Below are 15,691 nucleotides of genomic sequence, written 5' to 3'. Positions count from 1 at the left end.
TCTGCGTTAATTTTGCGATTTCGGTAAATTGATTGCTGCAGTTAGCGCAAGTGAATAGCCTATTGCGCCAAAGCCAACGATGACGCCAGCTGCAACATCAGAAAAATAGGAGTGGTGTCTAAACGGTTCGCGACCGTGTACGTTAGACAGGTGCACTTCAATAAATGGAATACTGACACTTAGCAGTGCGTCGCGAAGGGCTACACTGGTGTGCGTGAAAGCAGCAGGGTTAATAATAATGGCATCTATGTTCCCCATTGCATTGTGAATACAGTCAATAAGCTCGTGCTCAGCATTCGACTGAAAGTGACTAAGCGTAACATCACTTGACTCAGCTTGCGCTTGAAGATCATCCACGATGTCTTGCAAGGTTTGCGAGCCGTACTTATCAGGTTCACGTTGTCCTAACATATTTAGGTTAGGGCCATTTAGTAACAAAATATTCATTGAATTTGCTGCTATCTTCGTTAAAAAATCACATTAAATGTCATTTCAACAAAAAAATGTGACAGTTGCACGAAAAAAAGCCAATAATTCCGCTCGTTTATTGAATTAGCAACCGATTATAGTAAAAGTGAAAGTTTTCGCAGCAAAATACTGGTCTAATCAGGTGTTTTCGGTGCAAAGTTTTGAGTACAGGTTAGCCGAAAAGTAGCGCTGACGATTTCGCCAAAGGTAGGCAGTAAGGGCGTTATAGCGCCATGACTTAGCTAAAAATAAACCAAGTCATGGCGAAAAATTATCTTATACGTTGGGGTAACGCCGCCCCTAAAAACACAAGTTGGTTAGCGGTTCCTCGTGTTTATTAACGAGAAGCTCCGCTATTTACCGATGAGTTAACGTGGGCGGCAAAGGCATCTGCTTTCATGAAGCCGGTGACTCGGGCGCGTTTAAGCTCGTTTCCTTCATTGTCAAAAAACAAGATAGTAGGCAAACCCAACACGTCAAACTTGTCGAACACCGCTTGCCGCTCTGGCGTGTTATCGGTTAAATCCATTTGCATCCACACCGTGTTTTGAAGTGCTTCTTGCACGTTTTCGCTGGGGAAGGTGTATTTTTCAAACTCTTTACACGCTACACACCAGTCTGCGTACAAGTCCACCATCACGGTTTTACCCTCGGCATTAGCTTGTGCAATATTCGCGTAAAGTTCATCGAGATTTCTCGCCTGTTGAAACGTAGGGTGGGCTTTTTGCTCGCCCCACAATTCGGCGTTAATGCCCGCATGGAGTGCCACCGACACACTGCCCATAATACCCATGGCGACGATAATGGCGCGTATCAATTTTGCCTTGGTGGCAGGCGTGTGACGATTGATATACCAGTAATATCCAAACAGACCAAAGCCCCAGGCCGCCCAAATGAAATCTGATAATGGGCTTGTCCACAGCCGTTCAATAAACACAATGGCCACAGCTAACATCATAAAGCCAAAGGTGACTTTTACCACATTCATCCAGTTACCTGCTTTCGGTAACAGCTTTCCGCCAGTGATGCCAAAAAGAATAAGCGGAATACCCATGCCTAAGCTAAGCAAATAAAGCGAGGCAAACCCCAGTAGCATATCCCCCGTTTGGGCGATAAATAACAAAATGCCAGTGAGCGGCGCCGTGGTGCAGGGGGAGGCAATTAGCCCTGAAAGTACACCCATCACAAACACACCGGCAAAGCTACCTGCGGTTTGGTTGTTACTTAAATGGGTTAATCGTTCTTGCCATTTTGCAGGCAGTTGCAGCTCAAACCCGCCAAATAGAGCAACAGCTAATAGTACAAATAAACCAATAAATACGCTTAACACCACGGGGTGTTGTAAGGCAGCCTGAAATTGCGCCCCTGCAACCGCCACCGCGACACCTAACAGAGAATAGGTAATTGCCATGCCTTGAACGTACACAAAAGTAAGCCAAAATGAGTGTGATAGCCCTTTGGGTTTGCCTTGGCCAATAACGATACCCGACACAATGGGATACATGGGGAATACACAGGGTGTAAAAGCAAGGCCAATACCTAGGGCTAGAAACAGCAGTAACGTGAGGGCAAGATTGTCTTTATTGATTAGCTTATCTGCCAAAGAGTACTGCTCGCTTGTTGCCGTACTCCCGTGCGCGGGACTTTTCGCCAATGCGTCTACATACACCACCTTTACCGTTGGCGGGTAACACAAACCTGCCTCGGCGCAACCTTGGTAACGTACTTTAACTATCCCATCTGCCGATACCTGGGTAAGGGGAATATGAATGTCTACTTGCTGGTGAAAAACTTCAGATTCACCATAAAATTCATCTTCAATGATGTTGCCTTTAGGGTAAGAGGCTTCCCCTATCTCGGCATTTTTCGCGACATATTTAAATTGCTTTTTGTATAGATAGTAACCCTCTGCAATGGTGAAGCTTACCGTTAAGTCTTGTTGATCTTGATTAAAGTCGAACATGAATGCCTGATCCACAGGCAAATATTCAGGTTCATCACCGAAAGGGTCGTCGAAGTCGTTAGACAGTTGCCCAAATGCTGGCCCACTGACTTGTACCACTAACAGACACATTAGTGTGCGCAACAACAGCATGGGATTTTTCATTTTTATCATGGTTAATTCGTCTTTGTTTTATTTTTATTGTTACACATACTTAGTGATTGTTTAGAACGTTACGCATCCACATGCCATATTGTTCGCTTGCACACGCATCTAACACTATCCACTCTGGCACATCGTAAGGGTGCAACGCACAAACACATTGAAAGGCATTGTCGAGGCAAGTGGAGGCGGTTTTTATGATTAGCTGGTACTCTTGGTCGGTTTCGATTTGATCTTGCCATTCGTACACCGACTCAATACCGCTGATAATATTGACACATGCAGCAAGCTTTTCAGCCACCAAGGAATTCGCAATTTGCTGTGCAATCGCCTTATTTGGCGCCGTACACAAAACCACACGTAACGACATTATTCGCCTCCTCATTTGATCTGATTGATTAGACCGGGATGTGCGGCCTATTCTTTCATAAACCAAGCTTACCATATTCGTCATCGGTCGCTTTACCTTGCCTATTAGCCGAAACCATTGCACCTTTGCTTGTTATTAGTGTCTTAGCCCTTATAACTGACTATGACACGTTAGAAAGAGGAAGGGTTTTGCGGGTTTTATTTTTACTTTTTGCCATTCTACCGATAGTTGAAATAGCACTATTGGTACATGTTGGCGACATTATTGGTGGTTGGAACACGGTTGGGCTGGTTATTTTATCCGCGTTTATAGGGGCATACTTTGTTAAACGTGAAGGAATAAATACCTTGCAAACCGCGCAAGCGAAAATGCAGCGCAATGAGATGCCCGGCAACGAGTTAGTTGAAGGGCTCATGCTAGTGGTGGCGGGCATATTACTGGTGACGCCAGGGTTTATCACTGACATATTCGGTTTTTTATTTGCGCTACCAGGTTCACGCCATTTTCTTGCTGCCCAAGTAAGCAAACACATGAAGATGCGGGTTGTCGTGCCAGGTAGTGCGGGAGCCGCTAGTGGGTTCAACTATCAGCAAGGTGCGCAACATAACCCATTTGAGCAAAGCAATGACCCCTTCGGCCAGCGTAATAGCGGGCGTGACGACAGTGATGTCATCGAAGGCGAGTTTGCTGATAAAACGCAAAACGATCCTGATAAGCGATTGAAGTAACGTTAAAATCAATTTTTTTACATTTTTTTATGTAAAAACCCTTGAAGTTGTCAGGACACTCCCCCATTTATCCTCGCAGATAAGATTTTAACTGCCCAGAAATGGGCATCCCAAGCATTCGGTATTCAGACAACTGAATACCGGTAATCACTTAAACTTGAATAGTGGAATTTTCAGGAGACTTGAAAATGGCAATTCGTCCTTTACACGACCGCGTAATCATTAAACGCGCAGAGCAAGAAAGTAAATCTGCAGGCGGCATCGTTCTGACTGGTTCTGCAGCGGAAAAATCTACTCGCGGTGAAGTCATCGCAGTAGGTAACGGTCGTATTCTTGATAACGGCGACGTAAAAGCGCTAGACGTTAAAGTTGGCGACACCGTTATTTTCAATGACGGTTACGGCGTTAAAACAGAAAAGCTGGATGGTGAAGAAGTTCTAATCCTAAGCGAAAGCGACATTCTTGCGATTGTTGAGTAATAACAACTAACGTTTAACCGAATTAGAGAGGAATTGAATCATGGCAGCTAAAGAAGTACGTTTTGGTGATGACGCGCGTTCAAAAATGCTTAAAGGTGTTAACACCCTAGCAAACGCAGTTAAGGTAACCCTAGGTCCAAAAGGCCGTAACGTTGTACTAGATAAGTCATTTGGTGCCCCTACCATTACTAAAGATGGTGTATCTGTAGCGAAAGAAATCGAACTTGAAGACAAGTTTGAAAACATGGGCGCACAGATGGTTAAAGAAGTAGCGTCTAAGGCGAACGATGAAGCGGGTGACGGTACTACTACTGCAACAGTACTCGCGCAAGCTATTGTAACTGAAGGCCTTAAGAGCGTTGCTGCGGGTATGAACCCAATGGATCTTAAGCGCGGTATCGACAAAGCTGTTATTGCTGCAGTTGAAGAGCTTAAAGCGCTTTCTACTGACTGTGCAGACAGCAAGTCTATCGCTCAGGTTGGTACTATCTCTGCAAACACAGACGCAGAAGTAGGCGACATCATTGCACAAGCAATGGAAAAAGTAGGTAAAGAAGGTGTTATCACTGTAGAAGAAGGTCAAGCACTTCAAAACGAACTAGACGTTGTTGAAGGTATGCAGTTCGACCGTGGTTACCTATCTCCATACTTCATCAACAACCAAGAAAACGGCACTGTTGAACTAGACAACCCGTTCATCCTATTGGTTGACAAGAAAATTTCTAACATCCGTGAACTACTTCCTACCCTTGAAGGTGTAGCGAAAGCAGGTAAGCCGCTTATGATCATCGCTGAAGATGTTGAAGGCGAAGCGCTTGCTACTCTAGTCGTTAACAACATGCGCGGTATTGTTAAAGTGGCAGCGGTTAAAGCACCTGGTTTTGGTGACCGTCGTAAAGCCATGCTACAAGACATCGCTATTCTAACTGGCGGTACTGTAATCTCTGAAGAGATTGGTCTTGAGCTTGAAAAAGTACAACTCGAAGACCTTGGTACTGCTAAGCGCGTTGTTATCAACAAAGATAACACCACTGTTGTTGACGGTAACGGCGACCAAGAAGCGATTGAAGGCCGTTGTGCTCAAATCAAAGGTCAAATTGAAGAGTCTTCATCTGACTACGATAAAGAAAAACTTCAAGAGCGTCTTGCTAAGCTTTCAGGCGGTGTTGCAGTCATTAAAGTGGGCGCAGCAACCGAAGTTGAAATGAAAGAGAAGAAAGACCGTGTTGAAGATGCACTACACGCAACGCGCGCCGCGGTTGAAGAAGGCGTAGTACCTGGTGGTGGTGTTGCTCTCGTTCGCGCCGCATCTAAGCTTAGCGAGCTAACTGGCGACAACGAAGACCAAACTGTAGGTATTAAGCTTGCACTACGTGCGATGGAAGCACCTCTACGTCAAATCGCGTCTAACGCCGGTGCTGAAGCTTCTGTTGTTATCAACGCAGTTAAAGGCGGCGAAGGTAACTACGGTTACAACGCAGGTAACGATACCTATGGCGACATGCTTGAGATGGGTATTCTTGACCCAACTAAAGTAACACGCTCTGCACTTCAGTTCGCATCGTCAATTGCTTCACTAATGATCACTACTGAAGCAATGGTAGCTGAACTACCTAAAGAAGAAGCTGCGCCTGCAATGCCTGATATGGGCGGCATGGGCGGAATGGGCGGCATGATGTAATCATCCGTCTCGCTTGTTGATTTAAAGGCATAGCTTTTAACATCAACAACATGACATATATAAGAAGCCACCAAGTTAACTCTTGGTGGCTTTTTTATTCGCCGTCTTCTGTCTTTATTAATAACAATCCAATGAGTGCCGCAACGACAACAACGGCTTTAACAAGAGTGGGGAGCGGCAGTATGCCGCTGATGCCGGCAACCGCACATATGGCGCAAACCTTTAGAAGCGTTGTATTCATTATGTATACTCAATTCAATATGACATGGTGATTGCAGCATAGGCATCAAGAGCAACGCCAAAAAGGCCGCCTATTAATCTACCTACGCTAACTTCCGCTAGCCATGTAAATATGCATTGAGTTTTAACGATACGAAACTGTACAGAAGTAGTGACTGCATCATCTTGGCGAAATTCAGATTGTCTACCGACATCGTAATTATCTCGGCAACATAGTTGCACGTGCTTAGCTAATAAGGCGTATCGCCACCAATGGTCACGCGGTATCCTGAACGGGTATCGGGGAAGTAATCCCATACTGCAAAATGTTGAGTACAACGGTTATCCCATATGGCGATTGAATGAGGTTGCCAGCTAAATCGCACCTGAAAGTTTGGATCTTTGGTCAGTTCATAGAGCATCGCTAAAATACCATCACTTTCGTTTTTAGATACACCGAGTATGCGGGTGGTATAGGAAGCATTAACAAAAATAGCCTTCTTACCTGTAACGGGGTGAGTACGTACTACTGGGTGAACATTACAAGGGTAAGCCGTTCCGTAATCTCCATAAATAGCATGGTATACGTGATTTGCGTCGTGCTCTGCTTGCAATCCCTCTAAATACTGCTGCATAGCGGGAGATAGCGCGTCATAGGCAGCATACATGGATGAAAAAAGCGTGTCGCCGCCAACTTCTGGAAGCGTGTGGATGTACAACATTGAACCCATCGGAGGCTGCGCATTACAGCTTAAGTCAGAATGCCAGTTGTCTCCTGCAATGTATTTAGAGTCTTTATCGGCGTGTATAGCCACAATTTTGTCGTAGCCCTCTATTCCTTTTGCTCCGGGATGAATAATGAGATCGCCAAATATCTGCCCTACCGCCATGTGTTGCTCATGGCTAATTTTTTGGTCACGAAAAAAAATGACCTGATATTGGGCTATGGCGTTTTTGAGTTGATTTTCTACCTCTGCACTTATGGGCTTGGTTAAATCTATATTGCCAATTTCAGCGCCAATATTGCGTGTAAGTGGGGTAATACTAATAGTATTAGATGCCATGATTTACTCCGGTCTCAATGAGTCTATAGCGACTGTTACATGCCAAAAGGATAGGTTTTGTAATCGGCGACAGCACTTTCGCGCACACCGCTTAATCCTACTGCGTATTGCAATAGCAAACTCAGTGAGTGGGAAAATCTAGCCTGTATATAGGTATCGTCTTTATCTTCCGAGGGACGTGGCGTATTAAAGCACGCTTTGACATTACGAATAATTAGGTGGTCTGGTATCCAGCAAATACGATTATTTTTACTGCTACTTATACGTAGTTCTGCCACTGGCAAGTAGCCACCGGTTGACGCTGACAACGCAATGATTAACCCCGGTTTATTTGCTGTTTCCTTTACCCCACAGTACAAAAAGAAATTCTTCAAGCAACTGGGTACCATCCCGTGCCAGTCAGGGGTAATTACAATAAGCGCGTCGGCGCTTTTCAACTCGTCTGATATGGGTTGCCATTGCGTTTGCAATGTGCCTGAAGGCTCAGACCAAAAAGAATCGTCGAAATTTGTCAGCGGATGCACGGCGAGATCTAAAAAATAGGTGTCGTGACCAAGGTCGGTTAAGTGGTTTACCGCATATTGGCCTACTTTGGCAGTTTGTGATGATTTTCGTTGGCTGCCACAGATTACCGCTACTTTCATGACTTTTTCCCACAGTTTGAATATGAACATGTAAACGGTATGTCAGCCGTGTAGGAGATTCTTGTCTGTTTACGCCCAAAGAACTGGGGAATTTACGCATGTAGTGCCATTGCTTGAATTTGCTAGGCGTTTTTTATCAACTATTTAATCAGGTTTATACAAGACTGTGCAGGTCTATCGGGATAGCGTAATGGCATCTAGTACAACGCTAAGAGTAAGCAACGATGAGTGAACTCAACACTATTATGCCAGCTATATTTATTGGTCATGGTAGTCCAGGCAACATCTTGGAAAATAACCCAGCTACACAAATGTGGGACAACTTGGCAAGTGAATTTTCGACGCCTAAAGGTATTGTCTGTGTATCAGCCCACTGGTATATCGACAAAACCGCGGTAACTGCCAATGAAAACCCTCGCACAATACATGATTTTGGTGGTTTCCCTCCCGCAATGTATGAAATGCAATATCCTGCGCCTGGAAGCGTTGAGCTAGCAAATAAAGTTGTTAGCTTACTAGTCGAAGAAGATGCTAGCTTAGATACGAGTTGGGGCTTTGACCACGGTACATGGTGTGTATTGTCTAAGGTATATCCTAAGGCAGATATCCCTGTGGTACAACTTTCCATCGATCGCACCCAAAACAACGAATACCACTTTAATATTGGAAAGAAATTAGCCGCCTTGCGTGAGCAAGGTTACCTAATTTTAGGCAGTGGAAACATTGTCCACAATTTAGGTGTAATGAACTGGAATGCGCGTAATACCACCTATCCATGGGCACAACGGTTTGGTGACTATATTCGTAATGCAGTGACTAATAACACACCGGAACACGCAGTAGATTATTTAGCCTTCGGCCCAGAAGCTCAGCAAGCTGTCCCCAGTCCTGATCACTACCTTCCTTTACTATACGTGTTAGGTGCTCGTCAACCTACTGATAATGTTACATTTAAATCACAATACTGTGAATATGGCTCGTTAGATATGACCACCATCATACTGCAGTAAGGTATTGCATTATAGCGACGTGAACGGGGGATTTTGGCCAACTTTCTGGGCGTATCTAAGCAAGAAGTTGGGGAGGAGCACCAGTAATCTTTATTTACGAATAAGGGCATACGCCAATAAATACTAACCTCACCTTTTACTGGAGCGCCTCATGGCATTATTAAAAATTGATGACTTGACCAATGCTGACCGCAAGCATCCTTCGGCATTGCACACCTTAAAAGCCACCGTAGAAAACTGCCACTGGGGCTACTTTTCAGCCACTCAAGCTCCTGCAATTAAAGTGAAAAGTGGGGACATTATTCAAGCGGAGGCCGTGACCCACCACGCGGGCGATGCGCCGGATCTTATGATGGATGATGCATTAAAAGCAGTATGGGCGGGCATACCTGAAGACGACAGAAACCCGGGTGTACATTTGATGACAGGCCCCATTTATGTAGAAGGCGCGCAGCCCGGCGACATGCTAGAAGTGCGTTATCTCTCTATGCGTCCTCGCTTTTCCTATGGCTCTAATTTGGCGGCCAACTGGGGCCATTTGTATGAAGAGTTTGGTGAGAAGGAGCGGGTAACAATTTATAGACTAGATTCGGCAAGCATGCAGGCGCATGGACACTATGCCTACGACTTTAAGGGTAAATATGAAACGCCGGGCACCGTAACCCATTGTCCGGAGTGCGAACGTCACAAAGCGCTAAATGGTGTACGTGTTCCGGTTCGTCCTCATTTAGGGACAGCGGGTGTAGCGCCAGACAAATCAGGCCGTGTTAGCACCATTCCTCCGGGTAAACACGGCGGTAATATTGACAACTGGCGCATTGGGGCGGGCTCCACCATGTACTATCCAGTGCAAGTAGAGGGCGGACTATTCTCCATCGGTGACCCTCACGTATCTCAGGGTGACGGAGAGATAAGTGGTACAGCGATAGAAGCATCCTTAGACGTTACTATGCAAATTATTCTACGAAAGGACTTTGTGTTCCCATCGCCACTACTTGAGACACCAAATTATTTTATTGTTCATGGATTTGACGAGGATTTGAATATCGCCATGAAAAATGCCTCCCTTGATATGCTTGAGCTGTTAAGCGAACACAGAGGATTAAGCAAAGACGATGCGTATTCTCTTATGAGTGTGGGCAGCGATTTTACGGTAACGCAGGTGGTCGATACGGTACAAGGCGTTCACGTGAAAATACCAAGAAGTGTTATGAATAAAGGCGAACCTGACAGCAAATAGCACGATGAAAGGCTAAAAATGCCGGAATTATTCACGTTTGCATAAATTGCCAAGAAGTTAGGCGGGTATAGACAAAAGTAGTACTTCAACTAGTGATACCTTAACACTATACCCTGCCATACATGGGATTGGTAATAGCCGATTTCATCTTTTAGCGACTAGGGCCTGAATTGTAACGCTGCTAATGTTGTCAGGCTAACGAGGAAATAACTTATGCCTAAAATCAGTGCCCAAAAACAATCGTGGTTCATTTTGCTTACTTTCAGTTGGTGCTTTTTCGTAATCAGTGCGTCCACTTTCTCTTCTTTAGGCGTAGTGATTCCTTTCATGGTCAATGAATTAGAGTGGACATGGACCACTGCAGGGCTTGGATTTACCTTCCTTGCCATGGCATGCGGTGTGAGTGGTTATTTGCCATCCATTACCATTAAAAACTGGGGTATCGCCAAAACCCTTTTTGTGGGTTTGTGTTTACTGACTGTGGGTTTTCTCACCTTGTATGCCACACACATTCCAGCAACCTACTTCTTAGGCTGTATTTTAGTGGGGATGGGTTACACCTTTGTAGGCGCGATACCCGGCACGTATATTATTACCCACTTCTTTGTTAAGCGTTCGACGGCTTTTGGGTTTTATTACACCATGGGCGGGCTTGGTGGGGTGGCAGGCCCCCTTATTGTTTGGTTAGCCAATGACGCATTAGGCAATTGGCGACTTCATTGGATTATTACACTTACCCTAATTGCGTCCTCTGTGTTGCTCATGTGGCTATCATTGGCTTTTACCGATGCTACTCGTTTAAAACTTCCCCCTAAAGATGAAGAAAAAACAACCCAAAGCAACGTATATGAAACCCGAGAAACTTGGCGCTTTCGCGACGCATTGCGCACGCCGCAATATTGGGCAATTTGTGCGGCTTACACCAGTGTGTTGTTGGTAGGTACAACAGTGAATAGCTTCTCTGTGTCCCACTTAACACAAATAGGCGTTACCTTTGCGCTAGCTAGCACCATGCTGTCGTTAGAAGCATTCTGCAATGCGATGTCTCGGGTTATTGGTGGCTTTATTGCTGAGTTTTTTGAGCCTAAAACAATGTTGCAGGCCGCTTTATTAATGTTGGCAGGTGGTATGGTTGCGCTTAGCTACGGCAATAGCCTTTTCATTCAAGTGATTTATGCAATAGCAATTGGTTTTGGTTTTGGTCTCACGTTTTTGTCGTGCACAGTATTGATCCTACGCTACTTTGGATCAGGCCCATACTTACAACTGTTCTCAACTTTAAACCTGTTTGCCACCGTGGCCGCAAGTGCCCCTTATATTTGCGGCACGATGCGCGATGTTACTGGGTCGTTTGTGTCGCCATTTTTACTGGTTGGGGCTATGCCGGCTGTAGTGTTCGTTGTGGTGTCCTTTATGCGTCCACCAAAGCTAGTGAAAGAGGCGGGAAAAACCGCCTCTGTTTCGCCACCCACTGTTCATAATGATACTCAGCTCACTGCAGCTAAGGAGCTATAACATGTCTAAAAAAGAATTTGGTGTATTTTTGCCAATTGCGAATGGCGGTTGGATCGTATCAACAGCCACACCCACCCTAGATGGATCTTATGCACAAAATAAACGTGCGGCTATGTTAGCCGATGGATATGGCATGGATTTCATTATGTCCATGGCAAAATGGCGTGGTTATGGTGGCGAGACCAATCATTGGGGTTGTTCATTAGAGTCTATGACCATGATGGCAGGACTTGCAGAGGCTACACAGCACGCCAAAATTATTGCCACAGTGCATACTTTACTGATGAACCCAGGTGCAGTGGCAAAAATGGTTTCCACATTAGACCAAATTTCAAATGGGCGGGCTGGGCTAAATATTGTATCGGGTTCGTTTCGAGATGAATTAAATCAAATGGGCGCGTGGCGCGACGATATTGACCATGATGAAAGGTACGTGTACGCACAAGAGTGGAGCACCATTGTTAATCGCTTGTGGACTGAGCCTAGAGTAGATTTTGATGGAAAGTACTTCACCTTAGAAGATTGTGTTTCAGAGCCTAAACCGGTGAAAAAACCATTCACGGTGTGTGCAGGCCAGTCTGAGCGTGGTTTACGCTTTACTGTACGGAATGCCGACGCATGTTTTGTAGGTGGTAAGGATGATGCAGAAACGCGTTCTATTACTCAAATGGCGCGTGATATTGCCAAAGAGTATGACGAATCAATAAAGTGCTACTGCATGGCAACTCTTGTGCTAGACAAAGACAATACAAAGGCACTCGCGAAAGCTCAGGCATATCGCGAGGGCAAAGATGCTGGTGCAGTAGAAGGAATGATGCGCTCCTACGGTATTGACCCAGCATTAAAAGATAATGCCATGGTAATACGTGCGCAAGGTGCCTTTATGAGTCGTGAGCTTGTCGGAGATCCTGCTTCGGTCGCAGACCAGCTAATTAGTATGCTCGACAACACCCAAATGGACGGAGTAATGCTGAACTTTGACGACTATGACAAAGGGTTAACTTTATTCGGCGAGGAAATTCTGCCAGTGCTAAGAGCACATTATGGCTAGCAAACAAAACGTACTGACCCCATCAAAACCCACATGGCTAAGTGCTGAGCGTTCGGCTTTATGCATCGTAGATGTCCAGCACGACTTTGCAAGCCCAAAGGGCTTATTAGGCCAATATGGAGTAGACATGTCACGGTTGGCTCCGGCCATTTCAAATATCAATTCACTTGTGGAAGATGCACACAGAATTGGGCTGCCTGTTGTGTTCATAGGGCTACAAACTTCCCCTGAGACAGACTCTGAAGCGTGGAGCGAATGGATGGCTCGACAGGGAAAAGACTCTACAAGCGAGCAAGCAATTTGTCGTAGAGGGACACAAGGTGAAGCTTTCTATCAGTGCATGCCGACGCCAAGCGATAAGGTAGTATTGAAAACGCGCTACAGTGCATTTTGGCAAACCGACCTAAATAGTTGGCTTAAAACTCAAGGTATAGACACGCTAGTGGTAACTGGAATAACGACAGAGTGCTGTGTGGAGTCTACCGTGCGTGATGCGTTTCACCACGATTACCATGTATTTGTGGTAAGTGATGCATGTGCTGCATATGAAGACGAGCTTCACCAGGCGAGTTTAAGATCAATGGCATTAAGCTTTGCTCTGCTCACTGACACGCAAAGTGTGCACGCAATATGGGGGACACAATGACATCGCTATTTAACCCAGATACTCAAACGCCTTACACGGTTACCGTCGAGGAAAAGGCAGCTATTGCTAGTGCCATTGAAACGGAAGAGCTAACGCAATTAGCGCTCAGTCTCGGCAATATTCCTAGTCGCTCTGGAGAAGAAGCGCAAGCGGGTGAGTTTGTGCGCAATTGGCTAGTTGAGGAAGGGTTTACAACCCGCACGACTGGAGCCGTAGCCCATAGGCAGAATGTTATTGGTGAGTACGGGGGCAAGGGACTAGGAAAAAACCTACTGTTTACTGCTCATTTAGATACGGAAAGCCCCAGCGACGATGAGCATATTAACAGGCACAAATATCGACCTGAAACTTTGGCAAATCCGGAATGGCAGCAATGTTGGTTAGAAGACGGCAGTTTCCGAGGTTACCCCATTAGTAACGATCGAGGCCCCATGAGTTGTTTTTTGATGGCGGCCAAGGCACTAAAGAAAGCAGGTATAGACTTATCTGGAAAGCTATATCTTACTGCGTGCCCGGGTGAAATTGGCCCAGAGCCGATGGAAGAATGGCAAGGTGTAGACTATTTAGGTAAAGATATTGGCGCAAACTATCTGTTTCATCACGGAGGGGTGGTAGCAGACTATGCTATTGCAGCGGAAGGGTGTGATTGGGGAGTCACTTGGCAGGGTAATGGCTATGCGCTATTTCGCATTCAATTGCTCGGCGAAGGCGTATTCACCCCAATATTAGACAACTCTCCAGACCCTAATGATCACCCTAACCCTATTTACCAGTTAGGGAAAGTAATAGATGCGGTGCACCAATGGGCACAAACTTATGAACAGACGAATCACTATAAAAGTCGTGGCGGAGAATCTGTTCCGAAAGTGCAAATTGACGCTATTAAAGCCGGTTCGCCCCTGACTTTTGGTGCTGGTACAGATGTATGTTCTATATATGTTGAAGTAGGCCTGACTGCAAAACAAACAGCGTCACAACCTTACCATGAGCTTAATCGGTTGTTGGCTAGCTTAGGGTTGACGGGCTACAACATTGAGCCCGTGGTCGTTCGCCACGGCTTCGCTGCAGACGAGGCACAGGTGGCTCCTCTGGTTAAATCCCTGAGTCAAGCAACCTCAGCCGTGAAGGGAGAAGCGCTTACATTGGCTCATACAGCGTATTCAAGCATGTGGCGTGATCACAATGTGTTTAACATGCAACGCATTCCTGCAGTGACGTCGGGTATGCCTCGCTTTCGCCCGACACCCAAAGATTTAACCGACAGTGCTCTAATTTACGCAATGACTGCGCTTGCCATTTGTGGGCGCGCTACCTAGAAACATTGAATACCAAGAGGTTTGCAATGCAACAAGCAAGTAAAAGCCCTGAAACGGGATTAATGATTGCGCCGTTGAAGGACAATTTTGGCGCGCAAATATTTGATGTAGATTTACAACATGCTGACGAGGCATTGCTACAAAAAGTTGTTCGCACATTTCACGCTCATGGCGCTATTGTTCTGCGCAACCAAACCATGGAGCCAGATGACCTAATGCGTTTTATTCAGGCATTTGGTGAACCAGAACTGCATACGCAGACAAAGTTCTGCTTACCTAATTACCCGCATATATTCAAAATTTCCAATATGGTCGATGCGAATGGCGAGCCCATTGGCGCGCATAATGATGGATTAGGTTGGCATACCGATTATTCGTACAAGGAAGAACCTGTAATGTGCACTATGTTGTATGCGGTGACTGTGCCAGAAGAGGGGGGAGATACACTATTAGCAGATCAAGTAGCGGCCTACAATGATTTACCCGACGATGAAAAAGCCTTTTTAGACACTTTAAAAATTCACCATTCACTGGTGCATTTTATCCAAAATCGTGACTTTAACAGCTATGAAATCACCGATGAACTGCGTCGAGAAAACCCCGATGTGATTCATCCGTTAGTACGTGTACACCCTTCTGATGGGCGTAAAGCGTTATGGGTAAGCACTGGCACTGTAAAACATGTTTTGGGTATGGACGATGAAGAAGCCATGGCGCTCGTCGAGCGATTGGTTAATTACACAACTCAACCAAAATATGTTTATCAACACAAATGGCAAAAAGGTGACCTATTGATGTGGGACAACCGTTGTACATTACACACGGGTACTCGCTACGACGACGTGAAATACCAGCGAATGGCTCATAGACTATGGGTAAAAGGAGAGCGTCCTATCGCGGTTGATAATAGCAATGTGGCTGAACGTAAAGTCTCTTGACGCATACTAAGCGACTTAATCGTCTCAAATGAGGGGTATATTATTCTCGTGATGATTTCATTATTTAATTGTTATATCCCGCTGGCCACTACCTAAGTAGTGGCTTTCTTTTTTACAACGCCTTAAACTCCAAATATCGCATTCTTCAAGACGCCATTGCCAATGCCATAATACGAGAACGAGAAAAGCCCCAATATCATCTAAGTAATGGGGCTTTG

Annotated in this window: 16 protein-coding genes; 10 read left to right on the top strand and 6 right to left on the bottom strand. The window is 45.4% G+C overall.

From position 1 onward, the window contains the following. Positions 1-6: 6 nt before the first annotated feature. From aroQ to cutA, 3 genes are all read right to left on the bottom strand, one after another. A complete protein-coding gene (aroQ, locus tag IUA53_RS19360; protein WP_044058482.1) occupies positions 7-447 on the bottom strand; it encodes a type II 3-dehydroquinate dehydratase in 441 nt (146 codons plus the stop codon). Positions 448-805: 358 nt separating this feature from the next. Further along, positions 806-2,563, bottom strand: coding sequence for a protein-disulfide reductase DsbD (locus tag IUA53_RS19355; protein ID WP_196899623.1), 1,758 nt, complete (start codon positions 2,561-2,563; stop codon positions 806-808). Between the two features lie 61 nt (positions 2,564-2,624). Beyond that, a complete protein-coding gene (gene cutA, locus IUA53_RS19350) occupies positions 2,625-2,942 on the bottom strand; it encodes a divalent-cation tolerance protein CutA (protein WP_044058481.1) in 318 nt (105 codons plus the stop codon). 188 nt (positions 2,943-3,130) lie between these two features. Between cutA and IUA53_RS19345 the strand changes: the two genes are divergently transcribed. The 3 genes from IUA53_RS19345 to groL all read left to right on the top strand — a co-directional run bounded on the left by IUA53_RS19345 (position 3,131) and on the right by groL (position 5,830). Further along, positions 3,131-3,670 carry an FxsA family protein gene (locus IUA53_RS19345; RefSeq protein ID WP_196897638.1) on the top strand — a complete coding sequence of 180 codons (540 nt, stop codon included), beginning with the start codon at positions 3,131-3,133 and terminating at the stop codon, positions 3,668-3,670. A gap of 188 nt (positions 3,671-3,858) precedes the next feature. Then, positions 3,859-4,149, top strand: a complete 291-nt coding sequence (locus IUA53_RS19340) for a co-chaperone GroES (RefSeq protein ID WP_044058480.1) — start codon at positions 3,859-3,861, stop codon at positions 4,147-4,149. Positions 4,150-4,189: 40 nt separating this feature from the next. Next, positions 4,190-5,830 (top strand): chaperonin GroEL, encoded by a 1,641-nt coding sequence (groL, locus tag IUA53_RS19335; RefSeq protein ID WP_044058479.1) that lies wholly within the window; start codon positions 4,190-4,192, stop codon positions 5,828-5,830. A gap of 94 nt (positions 5,831-5,924) precedes the next feature. Here the strand turns inward: groL and IUA53_RS19330 are convergent, their stop codons facing one another. The 3 genes from IUA53_RS19330 to IUA53_RS19320 form a co-directional block, all read right to left on the bottom strand. Beyond that, positions 5,925-6,071 (bottom strand): hypothetical protein, encoded by a 147-nt coding sequence (locus IUA53_RS19330; RefSeq protein WP_196897637.1) that lies wholly within the window; start codon positions 6,069-6,071, stop codon positions 5,925-5,927. Positions 6,072-6,300: 229 nt separating this feature from the next. Continuing rightward, entirely contained in the window at positions 6,301-7,113 is an 813-nt protein-coding gene (locus IUA53_RS19325; RefSeq protein ID WP_196897636.1) for a TauD/TfdA dioxygenase family protein, read from the bottom strand. 35 nt (positions 7,114-7,148) lie between these two features. Then, positions 7,149-7,757 (bottom strand): NADPH-dependent FMN reductase, encoded by a 609-nt coding sequence (locus IUA53_RS19320; RefSeq protein WP_196897635.1) that lies wholly within the window; start codon positions 7,755-7,757, stop codon positions 7,149-7,151. Positions 7,758-7,981: 224 nt separating this feature from the next. On the opposite strand from IUA53_RS19320, the gene ygiD reads away from it, so the two are divergent. From ygiD to IUA53_RS19285, 7 genes are all read left to right on the top strand, one after another. Beyond that, the gene (gene ygiD, locus IUA53_RS19315; RefSeq protein ID WP_044058476.1) at positions 7,982-8,767 is read left to right on the top strand and encodes a 4,5-DOPA dioxygenase extradiol; all 786 of its coding nucleotides are present in this window, start codon (positions 7,982-7,984) and stop codon (positions 8,765-8,767) included. A 151-nt stretch (positions 8,768-8,918) separates the two neighbouring features. After that, complete coding sequence (locus tag IUA53_RS19310) at positions 8,919-10,007, top strand: acetamidase/formamidase family protein (RefSeq protein WP_044058475.1); 1,089 nt, start codon at positions 8,919-8,921, stop codon at positions 10,005-10,007. A gap of 213 nt (positions 10,008-10,220) precedes the next feature. Next, on the top strand, positions 10,221-11,522 hold the full coding sequence (locus IUA53_RS19305) for an MFS transporter (RefSeq protein ID WP_044449039.1): 1,302 nt from the start codon (positions 10,221-10,223) through the stop codon (positions 11,520-11,522). A gap of 1 nt (position 11,523) precedes the next feature. Next, positions 11,524-12,573 carry an LLM class flavin-dependent oxidoreductase gene (locus IUA53_RS19300; protein WP_196897634.1) on the top strand — a complete coding sequence of 350 codons (1,050 nt, stop codon included), beginning with the start codon at positions 11,524-11,526 and terminating at the stop codon, positions 12,571-12,573. Further along, the gene (locus tag IUA53_RS19295; RefSeq protein ID WP_196897633.1) at positions 12,566-13,219 is read left to right on the top strand and encodes a cysteine hydrolase family protein; all 654 of its coding nucleotides are present in this window, start codon (positions 12,566-12,568) and stop codon (positions 13,217-13,219) included. The genes IUA53_RS19300 and IUA53_RS19295 overlap by 8 nt, the downstream gene beginning before the upstream one ends. Continuing rightward, positions 13,216-14,535 carry a hypothetical protein gene (locus tag IUA53_RS19290; RefSeq protein WP_196897632.1) on the top strand — a complete coding sequence of 440 codons (1,320 nt, stop codon included), beginning with the start codon at positions 13,216-13,218 and terminating at the stop codon, positions 14,533-14,535. The genes IUA53_RS19295 and IUA53_RS19290 overlap by 4 nt, the downstream gene beginning before the upstream one ends. 26 nt (positions 14,536-14,561) lie before the next feature. Beyond that, positions 14,562-15,473, top strand: a complete 912-nt coding sequence (locus tag IUA53_RS19285; protein ID WP_196897631.1) for a TauD/TfdA dioxygenase family protein — start codon at positions 14,562-14,564, stop codon at positions 15,471-15,473. Positions 15,474-15,691 lie beyond the last annotated feature (218 nt).

Origin of the sequence: Alteromonas sp. B31-7, from assembly GCF_015767655.1 — a bacterium.
Classification (GTDB): domain Bacteria; phylum Pseudomonadota; class Gammaproteobacteria; order Enterobacterales; family Alteromonadaceae; genus Alteromonas; species Alteromonas australica.
Note: the sequence above shows the minus strand (reverse complement) of the source record. Positions and strands in the feature narration are given on the sequence as shown.